This is a genomic window from Pseudomonas sp. MF6776 (assembly GCF_016613125.1).
Lineage (GTDB): Bacteria > Pseudomonadota > Gammaproteobacteria > Pseudomonadales > Pseudomonadaceae > Aquipseudomonas > Aquipseudomonas iridis.
In genome coordinates this window covers 100,959-121,476 of the sequence record NZ_JAENSQ010000002.1, presented here as the reverse complement: position 1 = coordinate 121,476, position 20,518 = coordinate 100,959, and the positions used below count along the sequence as shown (strand labels likewise).

Here is a 20,518-nt window from a genome sequence, read left to right as displayed (position 1 = left end):
GCACATCATCCCTCAGCCTTATCGCGCACCATTCAGGCCCAGCCGTGTTTGTTGTGACCGAAAGCCCCGTGCCTGACACTCGGGGTCACTGTCCCTTGGCCTGCTGGAGTTGCCGCGATGAATGAGTCTGTGCGTTTCGAAGATAAAGTCGTGATTGTCACCGGAGCCGGCGGCGGCCTCGGACGGGCGCACGCTTTGCTGTTCGCCAAACAGGGCGCCAAGGTGCTGGTCAACGACCTCGGCGGCTCGACTCAGGGCGAAGGCGCCAACGCTTCTGCGGCTGATCGCGTGGTCGCGGAAATCCGTGAAGCCGGCGGCATCGCCGAAGCCAACCACGACTCGGTTACCGACGGCGACAAACTGGTGCAGAACGCGCTGGATGTTTTCGGCCGCGTCGACGTCGTGGTCAACAACGCCGGGATCCTGCGCGACAAGACCTTCCACAAAATGGACGACGCCGATTGGGATCTGGTCTACCGCGTCCACGTCGAAGGCGCCTACAAAGTCACCCGCGCCGCATGGCCGCACCTGCGCGAGCAAAACTACGGTCGGGTGATCTTTACCGCTTCGACCTCGGGCATCTATGGCAACTTCGGCCAATCCAACTACGGCATGGCCAAGCTCGGTCTATACGGGCTGACCCGCACTTTGGCCATCGAGGGCCGCAAGAACAACATCCTGGTGAACGCCATCGCGCCAACCGGCGGCACGCGCATGACCGAAGGACTGATCCCGCCGCAAGTGTTCGAGCAACTGAAACCGGAACTGGTCAGCCCGTTGGTGGTGTATCTGGCCAGTGAGCAGTGCCAGGAGACTTCCGGATTGTTCGAAGTCGGCGGTGGCTGGATGGGCAAGGTGCGCTGGGAACGCAGCCTCGGTGCCGGGTTCGATCCGCGCGAAGGCTTCTCGCCGGAAGATGTAGCGGCGCACTGGCAGCAGATTTGTGATTTCGAAGGGGCGGCGCATCCGAAGGACAATATTGAGGCGCTAAAGGAAATGATGGCTAATTTGCAGAAGTATTCACTCTGATCGCGATTGCTCTTCGACAGGGCTTGCTCAAGTCCTGTCGCCCCGCACTGCCTCCTCTGCCTGAAAATCGATCGCCCATAAAAAAGGCCGCTGCAAACGCAGCGGCCAAGGTAAGACGTTGGATCAAGGAGCTACAAATCAACGTCAGTGAACACTGGGGCGATAAACCGAATCATCGATTCATCTGAAATCTGTCAACAGTGGCCTGAATTGCTCAGTAGCCAAGGCTGGGGGCTTTCGGCGCATGCCGTGAAAGCCCGCTCAGAATACGGTTTCAGCCCTGTAGGAAAAATACCGATTCCAGACATGCACTGTTACGGGGCATGCAACAGTCTGCAAAGGCTGATGTGCACCATGCGCGGCACTGATGATCCTCTATCCAGCCGATCCATGGTCGATGCAAAGCCGCGTAGTGCATGGGCGTTCATCCTTTCGAGCGACAGCGCGAATACCTCCTTGGTGCGCTTATCGACCCGGTCACGCGGCAGTAGGGTGAGGCCTTCTGTCACTCACTGGGGAAGACGCATGACAACAAAAACAATGCGCGCCATCTTCACACCGCAGGCGCTGGCAGCCGCGGTGGCTCTGGGTTGCTGTGCCCAGGCGCACGCGGTCGCTTTTAATATCGGAGAAATCGAAGGCACGTTCGATTCGTCGTTGTCGGTCGGTGCGAGTTGGGGCATGCGCGATGCCGACAAGTCGCTGGTCGGTACGGTCAACGGTGGGACCGGGCAATCCTCGACCGGTGATGACGGACGCCTGAACTTCAAGAAGGGCGAAACCTTCTCGAAAATAGTCAAAGGCATTCACGACCTCGAACTGAAGTACGGCGATACCGGTGTGTTCGTCCGTGGCAAGTATTGGTATGACTTCGAACTCAAGGACGAAAACCGCGAGTTCAAGCAGATCAGCGACAGTGGCCGCAAGGAAGGCGCCAAATCATCCGGCGCGCAGATTCTCGATGCATTCGTCTATCACAACTATTCCATCGGCGATCTGCCGGGCACGGTGCGCGCCGGTAAACAAGTGGTCAGTTGGGGCGAAAGTACTTTCATCGGCAACTCGATCAACAGCATCAACCCGATCGACGTGTCGGCATTCCGTCGCCCCGGTGCGGAGATCAAGGAAGGCTTGATTCCGGTGAACATGTTGTTCGGCTCCCAGGGCTTGACTGACCAGTTGAGCATCGAAGGCTTCTATCAACTGGAGTGGGACCAGACCGTTGTCGACAACTGCGGCACTTTCTTCGGCGTCGACGTGGTGGCGGACGGCTGCACCAGCGGCTACACCGTCGGCAACCCGGCCATTGCGCCGTTGGTGCCGTTGACCACCGCGTTTGGCCAGGGCATTCAGGTCACCCGCGAAGGCGTGGTCATACCGCGTGGCGGCGACCGCGATGCGCGGGATTCCGGGCAGTGGGGCACGGCACTGCGCTGGCTCGGCGACGACACCGAGTACGGCCTCTATTTCATGAACTACCACAGCCGCACGCCAACAGTCGGCACCACCACGGCAGGGCTTTCGACTCTGGCGGCATTGCCGGGCATGGTCGGCATCGCCAACCAGTTGGCACCCGGCAGCGGTTCGGGCCTGGCGCAAAGTGTGATGCTCGGGCGCGGTGGCTACTACCTCGAATACCCGGAAGACATTCGCCTGTACGGCGCCAGTTTCTCTACCACGCTGCCCACCGGCACCGCATGGACCGGCGAGATCAGCTACCGGCCGAACGCTCCGGTGCAAGTCAGCACCAATGACCTGACGCTGGCATTGCTCAACCCGATCGCCGGCGGCGCAGCTTCGCCAATCGCCACCTCGCCGGGTTCGGACAACACGGGATACCGGCGCAAGGAAGTGACGCAGATCCAGAGCACCCTGACACACTTCTTCGACCAAGTGCTGGGCGCCCAACGCCTGACCCTGGTCGGTGAAGCGGCGGTGGTGCGGGTCGGTGGTCTGGAGTCGCGCAGCAAGCTGCGTTATGGCCGCGATTCGGTGTACGGCCAGTACGGGTTTGGTGGTGACACGGACGGTTTCGTCACCTCGACTTCGTGGGGATATCGCGGCCGCGCCATCCTCGACTACGCCAACGTGATTGGCGGGATCAACCTCAAACCCAACCTGTCGTGGTCGCACGACGTTGCCGGTTACGGCCCCAACGGCCTGTTCAACGAAGGCGCCAAAGCGATCAGCGTCGGCGTCGATGCCGACTACCGCAACACCTACACCGCGAGCCTCAGCTACACCGACTTTTTCGGTGGCGACTACAACGTCCTCGAAGACCGTGACTTCGTCGCTCTGAGCTTCGGCGTGAACTTCTGATCTGCCCGAGAAGGATGAAAGCAATGCGCAAAATGATTCTGCAATGCGGTGTGCTGGCCCTGAGTCTGTTGGCGGCCAACGTGATGGCGGCGGTGTCGCCGGATGAGGCGAACAAACTCGGCACCAGCCTGACCCCGCTCGGCGCCGAGAAGGCCGGCAACGCCGACGGCTCGATCCCGGCATGGACGGGCGGCCTCGCGAAAAACGCCGGAGCGGTAGACAGTAAAGGCTTTCTTGCCGACCCGTTCGCCAATGAAAAACCGCTGTTCACCATCACCGCCGCCAACGTCGATCAGTACAAAAGCAAACTCTCCGAAGGTCAGGTAGCGATGTTCAAACGCTATCCGCAGACTTACAAGATCCCGGTCTATCCGACCCATCGTACCGTCGCCGCACCACCGGAAATCTACGAATCGGCCAAGCGCAGCGCCCTTAACGTCACCACCATCAACGACGGTAACGGCCTGGCCAACTTCACCGGCAATCGCTACTACGCCTTCCCGATTCCGAAGAATGGCGTGGAAGTCTTGTGGAACCACATCACCCGTTATCACGGCGGCAACGTGAAGCGGATCATCACCCAGGTGACGCCGCAAACCAACGGCAGCTACACGCCGATCCGCTTCGAAGAAGAGATCGCCGTGCCGCAACTGATGAAGGATATCGATCCGGAAAAAGCCGCCAACGTGCTGACCTTCTTCAAGCAGTCGGTGACGGCTCCGGCAAGGCTGGCCGGTAACGTGCTGCTGGTGCACGAAACCCTCGATCAGGTGAAGGAACCGCGCCTGGCATGGATTTACAACGCCGGTCAGCGTCGCGTACGTCGCGCCCCGCAAGTGGCCTACGACGGCCCGGGGACCGCCGCCGATGGCCTGCGCACTTCGGACAACTTCGACATGTTCTCCGGTGCGCCGGATCGTTACGACTGGAAACTGGTCGGCAAAAAGGAAATGTACATTCCGTACAACAGCTACAAACTCGACTCGCCGAAGCTCAAGTACGACGACATCGTCAAGGCCGGGCACATCAATCAGGACCTGACGCGTTATGAGCTGCATCGCGTCTGGGAAGTGATCGGCACGGTCAAGGCGAACGAGCGGCACATCTACGCCAAGCGCCACATGTACATCGACGAAGACAGCTGGCAAGTGGCGCTCGCCGATCACTACGACGGTCGCGGACAACTGTGGCGCGTCGCCGAAGGTCACGCTGAGTACTACTACGATCACCAGACTCAGGCCTACACCCTCGAAGCGCTCTACGACATTATTGCCGGCCGCTACATCGCGCTGGGGATGAAGAACGAAGAGAAGCACAGCTATGAATTCGGCTTCGAAGCCAAGGCTGCCGACTACACGCCATCGGCCCTGCGTGCAGAGGGTGTGCGGTAACGGTTCTGATACATCGGCCATAAAAAAGGCGACCGCATGGTCGCCTTTTTTATGGCCGCCAATCAGCGTGCTGAATACTTGTCAACAAGCTGTCGGGAGAGGGCTAGGGTGAGCTCACAACTATAAAAAGGCTCATCCGATGACCGCCATGACAGCTTGTCTGGATCGCCCCGGTTTTCTCCCCAGACTGTCCTCCCATCACCAAAAACGCACGCGATTGAGCGAGCCATTGCTGGAATCGGTGGCACGGGTCAGGCTCATCTGTGCGCCCGCCGGCAGCGGCAAAAGCGCGTTGCTCGCCGAGTGCCTGCTTCAGGCGCCGCCACACTGCGAAGTGTGCTGGCTACCGCTGGCGGGTGCCGCAATGAGGGTCGACGAATTTTGTCTGCGATTGGCACGGGCGTTGGGACTGGCAGACACAACGGAGTCCGGCCTGGTGGCTGCGCTGAGTCGCTGGTCGTTGCCGACTTGGCTGTTTATCGATGACTACTGTCGGCTGCCGGATCCAGCGCTGGATGCGTTGCTCGACCGCTTGCTGACGGTCAGTAGTCCGGCGCTCACCTGGTGGATCGGCACCCGTCGACGGCCGCAATGCAACTGGCCGCGGCTGTTGCTCGACGACGAACTGTACGAATGCGAATCCCCGACACTGGCCCTGACCCCGGACGAAATCGCCCAGGCGCTGCGACATCTGTCGCCCGAGCAGGCTGGCAGTGTTGCTGCACGTATCGTCCAGCGTACCGGCGGTTGGTGCGCCGGGGTGCGCATGGCGCTGCTGCAAAAGTGTGACTGGTCACAAAGTAATCAGCCGCAGCAACGGGTAGATACGCTGCTGGATTATCTGCAACACGAACTCTTCAATAGCCTCACGCCGGAGCTGGCCGAGAACTGGCGGGTGCTCGCGCATTTGCCGCGCTTCAATGCCGAGTTGTGTGAGCATCTGTTCGGCGCCGGGGAGGGCGCACAGTGCCTGCGCACGTTGCAAACACTGGGCTGCTTTATCGAGCCGTGGCACGACTCGGCCGACTGGCTGCAGGTTTTTCCACCGTTGTCGCGGGTGATGCGCGACGAACAATGGCCCGCAGGTCGTTCCTGGCATCGGCGGGCGTGCCAGTGGTTTTCCTGGCGGCAGGATTGGCGTTCGGCCTTCGAGCAAGCCTTGCTCGCCGAAGAACATGAAATCGCCGTCAGCCTGTTGCAGCACTTCAGTTTCGAGCATTTGTTTGAAGAGCAAACCGTGGTCCTGTTACTGCAATTGCATGAGCATCAGGGTGAAGAGTTGACCCTGAGCACGCCGCAGCTGGTCGGTCTGATTACAGCTGCATTGCTCTTCGCCGGTCGTTTTGAACAGGCGGCGCAATGCATCGAGCATTTAGGGCGGTTCATGCCGCAGCCTTCGCCAGCTCATGAGCGGCAATTGATTGCGCGTTGGCAAACGTTGAAAGGCTGGTTACTGCATTTGGAAGGGCGGATGGAGAGCGCTCACGAATACTTTTCGCAAGCGTTGGAGGCACTCGATTTCGATAACTGGATCGCTCGGGTGATGTGTTTGTCAGGGTTGACCCAGCAGGCTTTGTTGCGTGGCGAGCTGGACGTCGCCCATGCCCGTAATCGGCAGGCACTGTGTCTGGCACGGGCGCAAGGCTCGCTGGTTTTCGAAGCTCTGCTGGAGCTTGATCACGGGCAACTGCTCGAACAGCGCGGTGCAGCGCCTCGGGCTGAAAGTCTTTTGGCGGGCGTGCATGATTTACTCGTCCGGCAACCGAACCGCCTGACCCCACTGTTGGGACGGATTGCGCTGCGTCGCGGGCGTCTTGCGCTGAGTCAGGGCCTGGATGTCTTGGCGGCGGATTTTTTCCAGTCCGGGTTGGACGGTTGCGGGCGCAATCATGACAAGCGTGCCCTCTACGGCTATCTGGGGCTGGCGCAACTGGCTGCCAATCAGGCGGATTACGAGAAAGCGTTCGTGTGGCTGCGTGATGCGGAGCGAATGATGCAGCAACGGCAGATTCCGGACACGGTTTATCGCGGCGTGGTGTTGCAAGTCAGCAGTCTTTTCTGGCTGCAGCAGGGCCGTTATGAGCTGGCGTGCGAGGCGATGACACGCCTGTTACGGCACTATCAAGGGGCGGACGCCTTGCAGGCGCCGCCGGCGACACTCGAGTTGATACCCCGCGTCGAGTACTTGTTGATCCTTGCCGAGGTAGGTTCAGGATCGGCTCGCAATCCGATGGGCCGGTTACAGCGTCTGCTCGAAACGGCGCAGCGCTGCAGGATGCTCATTCTGGAAACCGACTTGCATCTGGCGATGGCCGAAGTTGCCTTTTCCCAGGGTGATCAGACTTCGGCGTGCGCCTGCTTACAGCAGGGTCTGGCGCTGGGCCGTCAATATGGGCTGCATCAGGCGTTGCGTGAGCTGCAACTGCGCCACCCGGGGCTGTCGCAAGTACTGGCAAACACGGTTTCGGAGCCGGTCACTGTTGAAGTGGCGAGCGGCAGTGGTTTGCTCAGTCAACGTGAGCTGGAGGTGTTGCGCTTGATTGCCAGGGGCCATTCCAATCAACAGATTGCAGATGAGCTGTTTATTTCCCTGCACACGGTAAAGACTCACGCCAGGCGGATACACGGAAAACTGGGCGTCGAGCGAAGAACCCAGGCTGTAGCCAGTGCCAAGCTGCTGGGGCTTGAGCTGTAGCAAGGGTTATCAAAGAAGCTTTGCAAGAGGACGCGGCGGGCGACAGCAAAACGGTGTTGCTGTAACCCTTCACAACGTCGCTGATCGGCGGATCGACGCAGGCGCCTAGGCGTCAAACCCCATCCGCCAGCTCACGGCCCGCGTCGCCGCCAACAACCGTTGCGCCGCCGGGCCGTTTTCGTCGGCATGGAACAACGAAGTCGGGCCGACGATGGTCAGCACCGCCGCAACTTGTCCGACGGCATTGAACACCGGTGCCGACAAGGCATCCACACCTGGCATCAGCAAGCCGTGGACATGATGCAGGCCGCGCGCGCGGATCTGTTCGCACAACGTCGCGTAGGCTTCTTCGTCCTTCAACGGATGCTCGGCGACGGCGATTTCCCGCTCGCGCAATTCGTCGGTTTCCCGATGCGGCAGGTAGGCGCTGAACACCAGTCCTGTCGAGGAACTGAGCAGCGGCAGCACCGAACCCAATTGCGTGACCACCGTCACTGCACGCACCGCCGGTTCGATGTGCACCACGGTTGCGCCCTGATTGCCCCACACCGCGAGGAAACAGGTTTCGTTGAGTTCGTCGCGCAGTTCCGACAGGGGCAGGGCGGCGACTTTCAGCACGTCCATACTGTTGAGTGCCGCCAGGCCCACGCGCAGGGCTTCGCGGCCCAGACCGTAGTGGTTGGTCGCCGGGTTTTGCTCGGCGAAGCCGCTGGCAATCAACGCCTGCAAGTAGCGGTGAACCTTGCTCGCCGGCATCTGCACGTGTTCGGCCAGGCGCGACAGCGAGGTGGACGGCGACAACTCGGCCAAAGCCTTGAGGATGTCGGTGCCGACCTCGGCGGAGCGGACTTTCTGTTTGCCGTTACTGTCGCTGGTTTTTTCCATGGTGCGGCCGGGTTCCAATACGAATGGGCGTCTTTATAGCTTGACGCTGGATAGCGAGCAAATTACGTTATGCGTAATCGAATTACGATAATAACAACCCCGGCGTGCCGAAACCTCTGAGCCAGAGCGATGGGCCACTGCCGACTCCCTGTTCAGGAGGCTCCATGAACCTCGATTCAACCGCGTCGACGCTGGCTTATCAGTCCGGTTTCGGCAACGAATTCAGCACTGAAGCGTTGCCCGGCGCGCTGCCGGTCGGCCAGAACTCCCCGCAAAAAGCTCCCTACGGCCTGTACACCGAATTGTTTTCCGGCACTGCGTTCACCATGACCCGCAGCGAAGCGCGGCGCACCTGGATGTACCGGATTCAGCCGTCGGCCAATCACCCGGCGTTCGTCAAACTGGAGCGGCAACTGGCCGGTGGGCCTCTGGGTGAAGTAACCCCCAATCGCCTGCGCTGGAATCCGCTGGACATGCCGGCCGAACCGACCGATTTCATCGATGGACTGGTGAGCATGGCGGCCAATTCCGGCGCCGAGAAACCTTCGGGCATCAGCATCTATAACTACGCGGCCAACCGCTCGATGGAGCGGGTGTTTTTCAATGCTGACGGCGAACTGCTGCTGGTGCCGCAACTGGGGCGTCTGCGCATTGCCACCGAGTTGGGCGTGCTGGAAGTCTCGCCGCTGGAAATTGCCGTGCTGCCACGGGGCCTGAAATTCCGCATCGAATTGCTCGACCCGCAAGCGCGCGGCTATGTTGCCGAGAACCATGGCGCGCCGCTGCGCCTGCCGGACCTGGGGCCGATCGGCAGCAACGGTCTGGCCAATCCGCGTGACTTCCTCACCCCGGTCGCCGCTTACGAAAACCTGCAACAACCCACCACGCTGGTGCAGAAATTCCTCGGCCAGTTGTGGGCCACCGAGCTCAATCATTCGCCGCTGAACGTAGTGGCCTGGCACGGTAATAACGTGCCGTATAAATATGATCTGCGCCGATTCAACACCATCGGTACGGTCAGTTTTGATCACCCCGACCCGTCGATCTTCACCGTGTTGACCTCGCCGACCAGCGTGCATGGCCTGGCCAACCTCGACTTCGTGATTTTCCCGCCACGCTGGATGGTGGCCGAGAACACCTTCCGTCCACCGTGGTTCCACCGCAATCTGATGAACGAATTCATGGGCCTGATTCAGGGCGAATACGACGCCAAGGCCGAAGGCTTCGTGCCCGGCGGCGCCTCGCTGCACAGCTGCATGAGTGCTCACGGCCCGGACGGCGAGACCTGCACCAAAGCGATCAACGCCGAGCTTGCACCCGCGAAAATCGACAACACCATGGCCTTCATGTTCGAGACCAGCCAAGTGTTGCGCCCAAGCCGCTTCGCCCTCGACTGCCCACAACTGCAACCCCATTACGACGCCTGCTGGGCCACATTGCCCGCCACGTTCGACCCGACCCGGAGATAACCCATGACTCAGAATTCCATCACCCGCAGCTGGGTTGCGTCGGCCAACGGCCACGCCGATTTCCCGCTGCAGAATCTGCCACTGGGTGTGTTCAGCATCAACGGTTCAGAACCGCGCAGCGGTGTGGCCATTGGTGACCACATCTTCGATCTGCAAGTTGCCCTTGAAGCCGGTCTGTTCGAAGGAGCCGCTCGCAGCGCTGTGGAAGCCACCCGTGGCGGCCAGTTGAATGCCTTCTTCGACCTCGGTCGTGAGGCGCGGGTTGCCCTGCGTGAACGTCTGCTGGAACTGTTCAGCGAAACCAGCACCCAGCGCGGCGACATCGAAGCTCAAGGTGCGAAGCTGCTGCCATTGGCCGCCGATTGCCAGATGCATCTGCCGGCGCGCATCAGCGATTACACCGACTTCTACGTCGGTATCGAGCACGCGCAGAACGTCGGCAAACTGTTCCGTCCGGACAACCCGCTGCTGCCAAACTACAAGCACGTGCCGATCGGCTATCACGGTCGCGCGTCCACTGTGCGTGCGTCCGGCACCGACGTCCGTCGTCCTAAAGGCCAGACCCTGCCGGCCGGTGCTACCGAGCCGACTTTCGGCCCATGCGCGCGTCTGGATTATGAGCTGGAGCTGGGCATCTGGATCGGTCAGGGCAACGAGATGGGCGACTCGATCGCCATCGGTGATGCCGCCGAACACATCGCCGGTTTCTGCCTGCTCAACGACTGGTCGGCGCGCGACATCCAGGCCTGGGAATACCAGCCGCTGGGGCCGTTTCTGTCCAAGAGTTTCATCACCAGCGTCTCGCCGTGGGTCGTCACTGCCGAAGCGTTGGAGCCGTTCCGCGCCGCACAACCGGCACGTCCGCAAGGCGATCCGCAGCCACTGCCGTACCTGTTCGACAAGCGCGATCAGGACGGCGGTGCATTCGACATCGAACTTGAAGTGCTGCTGCTCACCGAAACCATGCGCGAGCAGAATCTGCCGGCTCATCGCCTGACCCTGAGCAACACCCGCTACATGTACTGGACCGTCGCGCAAATGGTCGCGCATCACAGCGTCAACGGTTGCCAGTTGCAGGCCGGTGACCTGTTCGGTTCGGGCACGCTGTCCGGTCCTGAAAACGGTCAGTTCGGCAGCCTGCTGGAAATCACCGAGGGTGGTAAAAAGCCGATCGAACTGGCGTCCGGCGAAGTGCGTAAATTCCTTGAAGATGGCGACGAAATCATTCTGCGCGCGCGTTGTGCCCGTGACGGTTTCGCCTCGATCGGCTTTGGCGAATGCCGCGGCAAAGTGCTGGCGGCGCGCTGACAGGAGCGGCTCATGGATCTCTACACCTATTACCGCTCGACCTCGTCGTATCGGGTGCGGATCGCACTGGCGCTAAAAGGTCTCGACTATCAGGCGTTGCCGGTCAACTTGATCGCGGCGCCCGGTGGCGAACATCGGCAGCCGGCGTATCTGGCTATCAATCCACAGGGCCGCGTGCCGGCCTTGCGCACCGATGACGGCGAGCTGCTGATCCAGTCACCGGCGATCATCGAGTACCTGGAGGAACGTTATCCACAGGTGCCGCTACTCCCCGAAGACCTCGCTGCCCGCGCCCATGTACGCGGCGTGGCGGCGGTGATCGGTTGCGATGTGCATCCGCTGCACAACGTCAGCGTGCTCAATCGACTGCGGCAGTCGGGGCATGACGAACCGCAGGTCATGGAGTGGATCAGTCATTGGATCAGCCAGGGGCTGACGACGGTGGAACAGTTGATTGGCGATAGCGGATTCTGTTTCGGTGAGTGGCCGTGCGTGGCGGACGTGTACCTGATTCCGCAGTTGTACGCGGCCGAGCGCTTCAATGTTTCGCTTGAGGCTTATCCGCGGATTTGCCGTGTTTGGGCATTGGCGGCCGAACATCCAGCGTTCATCCAGGCTCACCCGTCCAATCAGCCAGATACACCGTAAGCCCCCGTGTGGGAGCGAGCCTGCTCGCGAAGGCTGAGTGTCAGTCTCCATTCATATAGCTGACACGCCGCATTCGCGAGCAGGCTCGCTCCCACAAGGTTCGGCGGTGAAACACCAAAAACCATAAAAACAAAAAGGTACCTCGCGATGCACAACCAGATTGCCAGCTTTCGGGCGGCACTCGACGCCCGTCCTGTGTCCCGATATCAGTGGTTGCTCTTGATCCTGCTCGCCTTGTTGCTGGTCACCGATGGTTATGACGCCCAGGTGCTCGGCTACGTGGTGCCGGCGCTGGCGCAGGATTGGGGTCTGGAAAAATCCGCCTTCGGACCTGTATTCAGTGCCAACCTGCTAGGCCTCACCATTGGCTCCCTTGCAGTGACACCGCTGGCCGACCGTTTTGGTGTGCGGCGAATTCTGCTTGCTTGCGTGCTGATCTACGCCAGTTTGACGCTGCTGATGGTGTTCGCCGACTCCCTCAATTCCCTGATGGTCGCGCGCTTTATCTGCGGCATCGGCATGGGCGGTGCAATGCCTAGCGCGATGGCGCTGATGTCGGATTATTCGCCACCACGTTTGCGCACCTTGATGGTCACGCTGGCAGCTTGTGGCTTCTCGTTTGGTGGTGCGGCAGGTGGTTTTGTTGCCGCCGGTTTCATCGATCAGTTCGGTTGGCAGGCCGTGTTCCTCGCCGGCGGTGTGACGCCGCTGCTGCTGTTTCCGTTTCTCTGGTGGGTGCTGCCCGAATCCTTGCCGCGCCTGCTGCGTGATCAGCCACCTTATGCGCGCCTGCGCAGAGTTACCGGCCGAATGTTGCCGGACTGGCAACCTCCGCTGGCCTCGGTCGAACAGAATGAACGCGAGCAGGGCAGTAAACTGACCGTGGTCGAACTGTTCCGCAATGGTTATGCACGGCCAACCTTACTGATTTGGGCGACGTTCTTCGTCAGCCTGATCTTGTTGTACTTCATGATCAGTTGGTTGCCGTCGCTGCTGCTGGAAAGTGGCCTGAAACTTAACGAAGCCAATCTGGTGACGTCGATGTTCCTGTTCGCCGGCACCCTGGGAGCGATTTGCATGGCCTGGTTCGCCGACCGTTTGAAACGCAAGGTGCGACTGTTGTCCGGCGTGCTTGCAGGCGCTGCGCTGTGCACGATTGTGCTGGGGCTTAACCACGACAATCCGCGTTATCTGGTGGCCTGCGTGTTTGCCGCCGGGTTCTGCATCATTGGCGGGCAACTGACGCTGAACGCTTTCGCCAGTAACTTCTACCCGGCGCATGTGCGCGCCACCGGCACCGGTTGGGCATTGGGTGTGGGGCGATTTGGTTCGATTCTCGGGCCATTGTTCGGCAGCCTGTTGCTGGCGATGCACATTCCGGTGCAGCAGATTTTCTTCTTCTGCGCGATTCCGGCCGTCATCGCCGCACTGCTGATCATCCAGGTGCGTTCGCCCTCGGAAACCGCCGGGCAGCCGGTGGTGGAGCAAGCACTGAAAAGCTGAAGATCAAAAGATCGCAGCCTGCGGCAGCTCCTACAGGGTGTACACCTTCCCAATGTAGGAGCTGCCGAAGGCTCGGGCCGCGATCGGACGATCTTTTGCTGTTAGTGGACGACTGAATTCGGCGGCAGATGCCCGAGTCGTTCGGTCAGGCGCAGCCGTTGGATCGGGTCATCGCTGAGCAACAGCGCATGTTCCAGATCAAACCGCTCGGCGTTCGGGCAGTCGAGCCGCTGATACAGGCTGGCCCGGGCCAGATAATCGGCGGCGCCGGCATCGCCCAGTTCGAGCACGCGTTCGGCGTCAATCAGCGCGGCGATGAAGTCATCCTGAGTCAGGTGAAGCTGGCGCAAATTGCGCGACAGGCGCTGCAGCATCTGCACCGGCGTGGCAGTCAACAAATGCTCGGCATTGAGTTTCATGTTGGGCCCGTACTGGCGCTGCAACAGCTCACGACAGTCGTTGGGGTACAAGCGGCGACCGCCGCACGGATCGAGCAGATGATCGGCACCGGGCACGCGCAACAGGAAGTGCCCGGGGAAGTTGACCCCGACCAGGGGAATCTCCAGACCACGCGCCAGTTCCAGTGCAATCAATGCCAGCGCCAGCGGTTGACCGCGACGGGTCTGCAAGACTTTATGTATTAAAGCGGCCTGCGGACGGAGCGGGGTGAAGTCATCCATGGCAAAGCCCAGATCATTCATGCGCCGCAATAACGGCTGCGCCAACTCGCTGACTGGCAACATCAGCAAACCATAGCTGACACGCTGTTGCAGATCCTTGAACTCCACAAGCAGCGCTTCGGGATCGACCGCTTTTTCGTGCTCGGCGGCCATCCACAGCGCGGCTTCGAACAGCGCGGGCGGTGAACGGTGCAGGCACTCGAAAAAGCGTTGGCGCGGACTCATCGAAATCTCCGTGGAATGCCTCGTTTTAGCCCCGTCCGTGGCATTCGTCCAGTGGCTCGGTGAACAGGTCGAGAGATATGCCGTAAAGCCGTCGTCTGCACGCCTGCTTATTCCGGTGCGCTCCAGCAATTTTCAGGCGCAAGCCTATACTGGCGTTCTACAAGAAGTGATTCGGGAGCCCAACGATGTTTGCGCTCATGCAAAGCACTCGCCTGGAATCGCTGCACCTTAGCGTCGACCCGGTTTGCGGGTTGAAGGCGGTCATTGCCATCCATAACAGCCGCCTGGGCCCAGCCCTGGGCGGGTGTCGTTATCTTGCCTACCCCAACGACGACTCCGCCGTCGAAGACGCCGTTCGCCTCGCTCAGGGCATGAGCTACAAGGCCGCGTTGGCGGGTTTGCCGCAGGGCGGTGGGGTTGCGGTCATCGTGCGCCCGATTCATGTTGAAAATCGTGCAGCGCTGTTCGAAGCCTTTGGCCGCTGTATCGACCAGCTCGACGGTCGCTACATCACCGCCATCGACAGCGGCACTTCGGTGGCGGACATGGATTGCATCGCCCAACAGACCCAACACGTCACCAGCACCACCTCGGCCGGCGATCCGGCGCCACACGCGGCGATGGGTGTGTTCGCCGGCATTCGTGCCACGGCAATGGCGCGCCTGGGCAGTGACAACCTCGAAGGCTTGCGCGTGGCGATTCAGGGCCTGGGCAATGTCGGTTATGCATTGGCCGAGCAACTGCACGCCGCCGGCGCCGAGTTGCTGGTCAGCGACATCGACCACGGCAAGGTGCAACTGGCGATGGAACAGCTTAATGCTCACCCTATCGCCAACGATGCGTTGCTCAGCACGCCGTGCGACATCCTTGCGCCGTGTGGTCTGGGCGGTGTGCTCAATAGCCATTCGGTGGCGCAACTGCGCTGCGCGGCTGTGGCCGGTTCGGCGAACAATCAGCTGACGCATCTGGATGTGGCCGATCAGCTGGAACGGCGCGGCATTCTTTATGCGCCGGATTATGTGATCAATGCGGGTGGGCTGATTTACGTCTCGCTGAAACATCGTGGTGAGGAATTGACCACCATTACCGCGCACCTGTCGAAAATCAGCTCGCGGCTGACTGAAGTTTTTGCCCATGCTCAGGCGGAAAAACGTTCACCGGCACGGGTGGCGGATGAGTTGGCGGAAAGAGTTTTGTATCGCTGAGTTTCGCAGGCATGAAAAAGGCCCTGAGCCATTTGACTCAGGGCCTATTCAATTCGGGCATCAACTACTTTGCAGCTTTCGCCGCTTTGGCTGGCTTGACCGGCGCTTCGGCAGATTCTTCCGACTCGGCTTTTTCGACCGGCTCGGCCGGCGCATTGATCAGCTCCGACAGTGCATCAGGCTGGCTCTTGAAGGCCCGGGCGAATACATCGCGGTTCTTCGCCATGTAGATCCCGGCTTCTTCCACTTGCTGTTCAGTCAGGGACGGAACGGCTTTTTGCAACACATCGGCCAGATATTCGGCCAGTTCGAGCATTTTGTCATGACGGTCAGCTTCGGCTTTATCCATGAACAAGCGCTCCAGATCTCGGCTGCTGCGGTATACCACTTCGACGGCCATTCACCACCTCACATGCCTTCACATTTAGTTGTCTTTGCGACTACTGTATCTATATACAGCGAAAAGGATAAGCGAATCCCCGCGCTTTGGGTAGTGGCATTTCAATGTAGACCGAATTCAGGGTTTGTCAGTCGAGCCGTGTGACTGCGATTCGCAAGCAGGCTCACCCCACCTGAGCAGGGCATGTGCGACCAAACGCCACAGCGCGGGTTTTGCGGCACATCGCCATGATGCGTGGCCCTGTTTCTGCATGAAATCAGGCGCGTGCAGAAAACCGTCACGTCCAACACGCATCATCCGCTCGAATCGGGCTAAGGAACATCATCGTGAAAATCAACTGGGCCGAGAAACTGCGGCAACAAGTGCATCAACTGGCCGAGTCCCTGGGCAACCTGTTCGTCGAGACTTTTCACTACCTGGCGCTGTTCGCCATTGGTGCGGTGACCGCGTATGCAGCGGTGATGGAGTTTCTCGGGATGCTCGAAGTCGGGCACATCAAGATCGATGACATTCTGTTGCTGTTCATCTATCTGGAACTGGGGGCGATAGTCGGGATTTATTTCAAGACCAACCACATGCCGGTGCGCTTCCTGATCTACGTGGCGATCACTGCGCTGACGCGACTGCTGATCTCCAATGTCTCGCACCACAATCCGCCGGACATGGGCATCATCTACCTGTGCGGCGGCATTCTGCTGCTGGCATTTTCGATTCTGGTGGTGCGTTACGCGTCGTCGCAATTTCCCTCGGTGAAAATCGAATACCCGCAACGCAAAGTCGGTACGGGTTCGAGTGAGCATCCCGATGTCGAGAAGGGCGAACTCTAAAGACCGGCCGATGGCCGTGGCTGGCCTTTGATCTGAGGCGGTGGCGGGGTCAGCCCGTCGCCGCTGGTCATGGCTTCGAGAATCGCCATGGCGCTGTGGCCTTGTTCGATGGCGATACCGAACTGAATGCTTTGCACCAGCAGCTTGAGGCGCTTAGGGTCATTGCGCTGTTCGGCGCTGATCATCCGCTTGGCCACGATCCGGCCGCTGTTGGACAGGGTCAGCATGATGCTGCCGTCCAGGCCTTGAATGCTCAGGTTGATCTGATAGTCCGGCGCGAAGGCATCGGTAATGATCTGAAAAGGATTGTCCATGATGCGTCACCGCCTGATTGAACGTGCAGTTGTTGACCGGCCGTCATCGGGTTGGTTCGCCCAACCAGACCATCGGCCATTCCGTGGCCATTTCGCCAAATCGCCTCTGTGTAGAGGTAGCAAGGTGCATGCCGGGAAAATTGTCGAACAATGAATCCGGCAACAACAAGGCGAGCACTGGGCTCGCCTTGTTCATTTCTGGTCGATTTTCGGGCAGGTGAGCGCAGACAGTGCAGTCAGGCGGATCAGCACTCCACCCAGTTCACCGCCAGACCGCCTCGTGAAGTCTCTTTGTATTTGTCATGCATGTCGGCGCCGGTATCGCGCATGGTGCGGATCACCCGGTCGAGTGAGATGAAGTGGTTACCGTCGCCACGCAGGGCCATTTGTGTGGCATTGATGGCCTTCACCGCAGCGATCGCATTGCGTTCGATGCACGGCACTTGCACGAGGCCGCCGACCGGGTCGCAGGTCAGGCCAAGGTTGTGTTCCAGGCCGATTTCGGCTGCGTTTTCCAGTTGCTCGGGAGTGGCGCCAAGTATTTCGGCCAGACCGGCGGCAGCCATGGCGCAGGCCGAGCCGACTTCGCCCTGACAACCGACTTCGGCGCCAGAGATCGACGCATTTTTCTTGCACAGAATGCCGACGGCCGCCGCGGACAGGAAGAAAGCGACGACGTCATCGTCAGACGCCTCCGGGTTGAATTTCATGTAGTAGTGCAAAACCGCCGGAATGATCCCCGCTGCGCCGTTGGTCGGCGCGGTGACCATGCGCCCGCCGGCAGCGTTTTCTTCGTTGACGGCGAGGGCGAACAGGTTGACCCATTCCATCGCCGACAGCGTCGAGCTGATCACATTCGGTTTGCCGATTTCCAGCAGGCTGCGATGCAGTTTTGCTGCACGGCGCGGTACCTTCAGACCGCCGGGGAGGATGCCTTCGTGGCGCAGGCCCTGCTCGACGCACTCGCGCATCACCGACCAGATATGCAGCAAACCCTGACGGATGTCCGCATCGCTGCGCCAGGCACGTTCATTGGCCATCATCAGCTCGGACACCCGCAGGTTGTGCTGCTTGCACAGCGACAACAACTCGGCGGCGCTGGAAAAATCGTAAGGCAACACCACGTCACCCGACGGCGCGACACCTGACTCAGCTTCCGCCGCTTCGATGATGAAGCCGCCGCCGACCGAGTAGTACGTCTGCGTAAGCAGCTCGGCAGATTCGCCAAAGGCGGTCAGCGACATGGCATTGGGGTGGTAGGGCAGGCTCTCGTCCAGCAGCAGGAGATCGCGTTGCCAGTCGAAGGCAATCGACCGTCCGTCGGCAAGGGGCAGTTGCCCGGTGTGGCGCAGTTGCTCTATGCGCGCATCGATGGTCGTCGGGTCGATGCTGTCCGGCCATTCGCCCATCAGGCCCATGATGGTGGCGCGGTCGGTGGCGTGACCCACGCCGGTGGCCGACAGCGACCCGTACAAACGGATTTCAACGCGGCACACATCATTGAGCAGACGTTGATCGCTCAATGCTTGAGCAAAGGTCGCGGCGGCGCGCATCGGGCCGACGGTGTGGGAACTGGACGGGCCGATGCCCACTTTGAATAGATCGAAAACACTGATAGTCATGCTAAACCCTTACAAGCAATGGAGGAGGAATCGCTGCCATTTTTTGTCGGACAAGCGCAATGTCGGCGATACTGCCTCGCTCGGTCGGACGTGACCAACGAAACTTCCTAAGACAGCCTTTAGCAGGACTAAACGATGAGTCGTCAATTGCATGCGCAGACCTACGTCTGGCTGCAGGTGTTTTCCTGTGCCGCGCGGCACCTTTCCTTCACCCGTTGTGCTGAAGAGCTGCACATCACGCCGGGCGCGGTCAGCCAGCAAATCCGCCAACTGGAAGAGCGCCTCGGCTTTCGGCTGTTTCACCGGCGTGCGCGGGGCGTGGAGTTGAGTGCGGAAGGCCAGCGGCTGGCGATCACGGTGAATGAGGCGTACGGCAGCATCGACGCTGAATTGCGTCGACTGGATGCCGGGATGATCAGCGGGATCCTGCGGGTGCGTTCCATTCCATCTTTCCTCAGCAAATGGCTGACGCCGCGTTTGCCGCGTTTACAGCAGCGTTACCCGGACATTCAGTTGCGACTGGTGGCCGAGGACAGCAGCGTGCCATTGCATGAGGGCGATTTCGATTTGGCCATCGACCTGAACGACGGCAGTTATCCAGGATTGTTATCCACAGCGTTGCTCGATGAGCAGATTTTCCCGGTGTGCGCGCCAAGCCTCTTGCGCGGGCGCCCGCCGCTGCACGGGCCGGTGGACCTGGTGCATTTCCCCTTGCTGCACGACATCACCGCCTGGCGCGGCAGTTATGAATATGCGGAATGGGAATTTTATTTGAATGCGATCGGCTTCGAAGGCGCCGACGTGCGGCGTGGGCATACCTTCAATCGCAATCACCTGACCATCGAAGCGGCAATCGCCGGCATGGGCGTCGCGATTGCGCGGCGCACATTGCTCAATGATGAGCTGGAGCGGGGAGCGTTGATTGTGCCGTTCGGGCTGTCGGTGCCTAATCACAAACGTTACGTGTTGCTGTATGCGCCGGGCGCGTTGAGTCATCCGGGCGTGCGTGCAGTGCACGACTGGCTGGTAGAGGAGGCAGGGATTTTTCGCGGCTTGCACCCGTTGAACGACGGGCAATTGTGAGCAAATTTTGCAGGAAGGCATGTCGACCCAACTCCCGACCTTACCAGCGCTTTGTCCGGTTGTCCGGCTTTTTTTGCGAATGAATATTTATCTTTTTTCAGGGGTTGAAATGTTCGACGGTCGGGCCGATTGTTGTAACCAAGGGGTCAGGAAATTCAATTCGAGGCCTCTCGCGAGCTAGCTGAAATAAGGGATGAACTATGCAAATCCAAGTCAACAGCGATAACCATATTCAAAGTAGTCAACGACTGGAGGAGTGGGTACGCACCACCATTGAGAGCACGCTCGAACGTTATGAAGAAGACCTGACCCGTGTCGAAGTCCATCTGAGCGACGAGAACGGTGACAAACCAGGTCCCCATGACTTGCGCTGCCAACTGGAAGCGCGGCCAAAAGGCCATCAACCGGTTTCCGTTACCCATAAAGCTGATTCGCTGGAACTGGCGATCGATGGCGCTGCCGAAAAACTCGAGCACGCGCTGGAACACCTTTTTGGCAAACTGCGAGGTAAACCACGCGCCGCTGTGGTGCCGTTCAGCAAAGCGAACGACGCGCTGCTGGAAGAAGAGTTTCTAGAGAACGAACAGGCAGCGATCAACAGTTGATGCGCTGATTATTCAAGTCACCCAATGAGAACGGGCCTGCGAAAGCAGGCCCGTTTTTGTTTGTGGTGTTGCCAAGTGTCGTGCAGGGCTCAGGCCCCAAACCCTCACCCCAGCCCTCTCCCGGAGGGAGATGGGGCCGATCGAGGTGTCTGGTTTATTGCTTCGACCTGAAATACCGCGTCGATTACGGATTCGGTGAAGCAGGATCACGTCGGCGTATCTCTGCAGCATCCCCCAATCAGTCCCCTGTCCCTCTGGGAGAGGGGGCCGATCGAGGTGTCTGGTTTATTGCTTCGACCTGAAATACCGC

Annotated in this window: 16 protein-coding genes and 1 pseudogene; 12 read left to right on the top strand and 5 right to left on the bottom strand. The window is 59.9% G+C overall.

Annotation, left to right across the window (positions count from 1 at the left end):
* Positions 1 to 117 precede the first annotated feature (117 nt).
* The 4 genes from JJD74_RS02595 (at position 118) to JJD74_RS02580 (ending at position 7,434) form a co-directional block, all read left to right on the top strand.
* On the top strand, positions 118 to 1,029 hold the full coding sequence (locus JJD74_RS02595) for an SDR family oxidoreductase (RefSeq protein ID WP_042557707.1): 912 nt from the start codon (positions 118 to 120) through the stop codon (positions 1,027 to 1,029).
* Between the two features lie 525 nt (positions 1,030 to 1,554).
* Entirely contained in the window at positions 1,555 to 3,348 is a 1,794-nt protein-coding gene (locus JJD74_RS02590; RefSeq protein WP_200611108.1) for a DUF1302 domain-containing protein, read from the top strand.
* A 23-nt stretch (positions 3,349 to 3,371) separates the two neighbouring features.
* Positions 3,372 to 4,739 carry a DUF1329 domain-containing protein gene (locus JJD74_RS02585; RefSeq protein ID WP_200611106.1) on the top strand — a complete coding sequence of 456 codons (1,368 nt, stop codon included), beginning with the start codon at positions 3,372 to 3,374 and terminating at the stop codon, positions 4,737 to 4,739.
* A gap of 139 nt (positions 4,740 to 4,878) precedes the next feature.
* Positions 4,879 to 7,434, top strand: coding sequence for a helix-turn-helix transcriptional regulator (locus tag JJD74_RS02580; RefSeq protein WP_200611103.1), 2,556 nt, complete (start codon positions 4,879 to 4,881; stop codon positions 7,432 to 7,434).
* A gap of 105 nt (positions 7,435 to 7,539) precedes the next feature.
* On the opposite strand, the gene JJD74_RS02575 is transcribed toward JJD74_RS02580, so the two are convergent.
* Complete coding sequence (locus tag JJD74_RS02575; RefSeq protein WP_200611100.1) at positions 7,540 to 8,319, bottom strand: IclR family transcriptional regulator; 780 nt, start codon at positions 8,317 to 8,319, stop codon at positions 7,540 to 7,542.
* 164 nt (positions 8,320 to 8,483) lie between these two features.
* Between JJD74_RS02575 and hmgA the strand changes: the two genes are divergently transcribed.
* From hmgA to JJD74_RS02555, 4 genes are all read left to right on the top strand, one after another.
* A complete protein-coding gene (gene hmgA, locus JJD74_RS02570) occupies positions 8,484 to 9,788 on the top strand; it encodes a homogentisate 1,2-dioxygenase (protein WP_200611097.1) in 1,305 nt (434 codons plus the stop codon).
* Between the two features lie 3 nt (positions 9,789 to 9,791).
* The gene (gene fahA / locus JJD74_RS02565) at positions 9,792 to 11,096 is read left to right on the top strand and encodes a fumarylacetoacetase (RefSeq protein ID WP_200611093.1); all 1,305 of its coding nucleotides are present in this window, start codon (positions 9,792 to 9,794) and stop codon (positions 11,094 to 11,096) included.
* A gap of 12 nt (positions 11,097 to 11,108) precedes the next feature.
* Positions 11,109 to 11,744 carry a maleylacetoacetate isomerase gene (gene maiA / locus JJD74_RS02560; RefSeq protein WP_042557713.1) on the top strand — a complete coding sequence of 212 codons (636 nt, stop codon included), beginning with the start codon at positions 11,109 to 11,111 and terminating at the stop codon, positions 11,742 to 11,744.
* 147 nt (positions 11,745 to 11,891) lie between these two features.
* Positions 11,892 to 13,247 (top strand): MFS transporter, encoded by a 1,356-nt coding sequence (locus tag JJD74_RS02555; RefSeq protein ID WP_200611090.1) that lies wholly within the window; start codon positions 11,892 to 11,894, stop codon positions 13,245 to 13,247.
* Between the two features lie 101 nt (positions 13,248 to 13,348).
* On the opposite strand, the gene JJD74_RS02550 is transcribed toward JJD74_RS02555, so the two are convergent.
* The gene (locus tag JJD74_RS02550; RefSeq protein WP_200611087.1) at positions 13,349 to 14,152 is read right to left on the bottom strand and encodes a SirB1 family protein; all 804 of its coding nucleotides are present in this window, start codon (positions 14,150 to 14,152) and stop codon (positions 13,349 to 13,351) included.
* A gap of 185 nt (positions 14,153 to 14,337) precedes the next feature.
* On the opposite strand from JJD74_RS02550, the gene JJD74_RS02545 reads away from it, so the two are divergent.
* The gene (locus JJD74_RS02545) at positions 14,338 to 15,357 is read left to right on the top strand and encodes a Leu/Phe/Val dehydrogenase (protein WP_042557716.1); all 1,020 of its coding nucleotides are present in this window, start codon (positions 14,338 to 14,340) and stop codon (positions 15,355 to 15,357) included.
* 145 nt (positions 15,358 to 15,502) lie between these two features.
* Here the strand turns inward: JJD74_RS02545 and JJD74_RS02540 are convergent.
* Positions 15,503 to 15,757, bottom strand: a pseudogene (locus JJD74_RS02540) (YebG family protein); the annotation flags it as partial.
* Positions 15,758 to 16,083: 326 nt separating this feature from the next.
* Between JJD74_RS02540 and JJD74_RS02535 the strand changes: the two are divergent.
* Positions 16,084 to 16,584 (top strand): phosphate-starvation-inducible protein PsiE, encoded by a 501-nt coding sequence (locus tag JJD74_RS02535; protein ID WP_200611084.1) that lies wholly within the window; start codon positions 16,084 to 16,086, stop codon positions 16,582 to 16,584.
* Here the strand turns inward: JJD74_RS02535 and JJD74_RS02530 are convergent.
* Positions 16,581 to 16,898 (bottom strand): DUF3509 domain-containing protein, encoded by a 318-nt coding sequence (locus JJD74_RS02530; RefSeq protein WP_047299804.1) that lies wholly within the window; start codon positions 16,896 to 16,898, stop codon positions 16,581 to 16,583. The two genes, JJD74_RS02535 and JJD74_RS02530, sit on opposite strands and share 4 nt — an antisense overlap.
* Before the next feature lie 245 nt (positions 16,899 to 17,143).
* Positions 17,144 to 18,520, bottom strand: a complete 1,377-nt coding sequence (locus JJD74_RS02525; protein WP_200611082.1) for an L-serine ammonia-lyase — start codon at positions 18,518 to 18,520, stop codon at positions 17,144 to 17,146.
* A 135-nt stretch (positions 18,521 to 18,655) separates the two neighbouring features.
* Between JJD74_RS02525 and JJD74_RS02520 the strand changes: the two genes are divergently transcribed.
* Both JJD74_RS02520 and JJD74_RS02515 read left to right on the top strand, forming a co-directional pair.
* A complete protein-coding gene (locus JJD74_RS02520; RefSeq protein ID WP_042557721.1) occupies positions 18,656 to 19,603 on the top strand; it encodes a LysR substrate-binding domain-containing protein in 948 nt (315 codons plus the stop codon).
* A gap of 200 nt (positions 19,604 to 19,803) precedes the next feature.
* Complete coding sequence (locus JJD74_RS02515) at positions 19,804 to 20,208, top strand: HPF/RaiA family ribosome-associated protein (RefSeq protein WP_042557722.1); 405 nt, start codon at positions 19,804 to 19,806, stop codon at positions 20,206 to 20,208.
* Positions 20,209 to 20,518: the final 310 nt, after the last annotated feature.

Excerpts from the sequence above, each read along its gene's own strand:
- JJD74_RS02520 (WP_042557721.1), top strand. The coding sequence starts at position 18,656 with ATGAGTCGTCAATTGCATGCGCAGACCTACGTCTGGCTGCAGGTGTTT.
- JJD74_RS02525 (WP_200611082.1), bottom strand. The coding sequence starts at position 18,520 with ATGACTATCAGTGTTTTCGATCTATTCAAAGTGGGCATCGGCCCGTCC.
- JJD74_RS02530 (WP_047299804.1), bottom strand. The coding sequence starts at position 16,898 with ATGGACAATCCTTTTCAGATCATTACCGATGCCTTCGCGCCGGACTAT.
- fahA (WP_200611093.1), top strand. The coding sequence starts at position 9,792 with ATGACTCAGAATTCCATCACCCGCAGCTGGGTTGCGTCGGCCAACGGC.
- JJD74_RS02515 (WP_042557722.1), top strand. The coding sequence starts at position 19,804 with ATGCAAATCCAAGTCAACAGCGATAACCATATTCAAAGTAGTCAACGA.
- JJD74_RS02545 (WP_042557716.1), top strand. The coding sequence starts at position 14,338 with ATGTTTGCGCTCATGCAAAGCACTCGCCTGGAATCGCTGCACCTTAGC.
- JJD74_RS02595 (WP_042557707.1), top strand. The coding sequence starts at position 118 with ATGAATGAGTCTGTGCGTTTCGAAGATAAAGTCGTGATTGTCACCGGA.
- JJD74_RS02590 (WP_200611108.1), top strand. The coding sequence starts at position 1,555 with ATGACAACAAAAACAATGCGCGCCATCTTCACACCGCAGGCGCTGGCA.
- hmgA (WP_200611097.1), top strand. The coding sequence starts at position 8,484 with ATGAACCTCGATTCAACCGCGTCGACGCTGGCTTATCAGTCCGGTTTC.
- maiA (WP_042557713.1), top strand. The coding sequence starts at position 11,109 with ATGGATCTCTACACCTATTACCGCTCGACCTCGTCGTATCGGGTGCGG.
- JJD74_RS02555 (WP_200611090.1), top strand. The coding sequence starts at position 11,892 with ATGCACAACCAGATTGCCAGCTTTCGGGCGGCACTCGACGCCCGTCCT.
- JJD74_RS02580 (WP_200611103.1), top strand. The coding sequence starts at position 4,879 with ATGACCGCCATGACAGCTTGTCTGGATCGCCCCGGTTTTCTCCCCAGA.
- JJD74_RS02575 (WP_200611100.1), bottom strand. The coding sequence starts at position 8,319 with ATGGAAAAAACCAGCGACAGTAACGGCAAACAGAAAGTCCGCTCCGCC.
- JJD74_RS02550 (WP_200611087.1), bottom strand. The coding sequence starts at position 14,152 with ATGAGTCCGCGCCAACGCTTTTTCGAGTGCCTGCACCGTTCACCGCCC.
- JJD74_RS02585 (WP_200611106.1), top strand. The coding sequence starts at position 3,372 with ATGCGCAAAATGATTCTGCAATGCGGTGTGCTGGCCCTGAGTCTGTTG.